Genomic DNA, 1052 nt, shown 5'->3' on the forward strand with positions numbered 1-1052 from the left:
ATAATTTAAAAATATTGTTAATTATGGTAGGATTAAAAATATTTAAAAAAAGTTCACAAAATGGTGTAAATGCCGGGAAAAATCTTAAAACTGTTCTTGGTGCATCATCTGTTATAGGAGGATTTTATGCATTAAGCTATGATGTGGATTACTTTCTACTGGCAGTTGGTATTGCATTTGTTGTTGCCCTTCTGGTACTGAAATTTAAAAATAAAAATAATGCATAAGTTTATTCTACCTTTTCAATATAATTTTTTAAACCAGCAACTGCCTGTGTTATTGTTGGGTCTTTAATATTCTGCATTACCTTTTCTGGAGTTTCATTACTAAGTGCACTTGGTGATATTAGTGCACCATTGAATATATATGCTCCTCCAGGTCCAGTTATAATGCTAACAGTGTTTATATGTGCTGGTATGCCATTACCTGCACTTAAATTGGCGCTTGTAGAATCTGTTCCAGATATGAGGACCTCAGTTGTGTATATTTTTATATCATTATATACATTTGATGGGACTTTTGCTTTAATTTCATTAAGTCCCTCATTTATTAGGTTTTGCCCTGTTAAATTTTCTTTATACAAATAAATTGGTATGAAGTGAATCATTCTTCCATTTAATGTGAAATTATATTCTGAGTTTGTAAATATTACACCTGGTGTATTATTATAAATATATGATGATGATGAGTTAACATATGTGTAATTCTTAGTACTACCAATAAGACTGTAATATGCCCATGAACTTGATGCTCCATTTGGGCTTCCGTTCCACGTGATAAAATAAACGTTTATTGAACCCCCGCCAACCAGATTTTTTGTGGAAATCTGGCAATAATTGTCTATTTTAATATTTTCCTCTGTTGGATTGTAATGGAGATCAAAATCTATGGATAATGCTACAATGACTATTAAAAAAACAATGAAGAAAACAAGCATTTTTCTATTTATTTTAGGTTTATCGCCATCTGGTTCCATTGAAATTTAATTTAAAGATGTTATTTATACTTTGCTGAATATTGAGACTAAATATAACTATTAGAATATGTTTTTA

General features: G+C 29.9%; 2 protein-coding genes. One reads left to right on the forward strand and one right to left on the reverse strand.

All coding sequences use genetic code 11. The features are described 5' to 3' along the window. The coding region (locus tag AOG55_RS07710; RefSeq protein ID WP_236688996.1) for a hypothetical protein at positions 1 to 227 on the forward strand (227 nt) is incomplete at its 5' end. Between the two features lie 2 nt (positions 228 to 229). Here AOG55_RS07710 and AOG55_RS07715 read toward each other — a convergent pair. After that, a complete protein-coding gene (locus tag AOG55_RS07715; protein ID WP_048101950.1) occupies positions 230 to 976 on the reverse strand; it encodes a DUF929 family protein in 747 nt (248 codons plus the stop codon). Positions 977 to 1052: the final 76 nt, after the last annotated feature.

The organism is Acidiplasma cupricumulans, from assembly GCF_001402935.1.
Lineage (GTDB): Archaea > Thermoplasmatota > Thermoplasmata > Thermoplasmatales > Thermoplasmataceae > Acidiplasma > Acidiplasma aeolicum.

Excerpts from the sequence above, each read along its gene's own strand:
- AOG55_RS07715 (WP_048101950.1), bottom strand. The coding sequence starts at position 976 with ATGGAACCAGATGGCGATAAACCTAAAATAAATAGAAAAATGCTTGTT.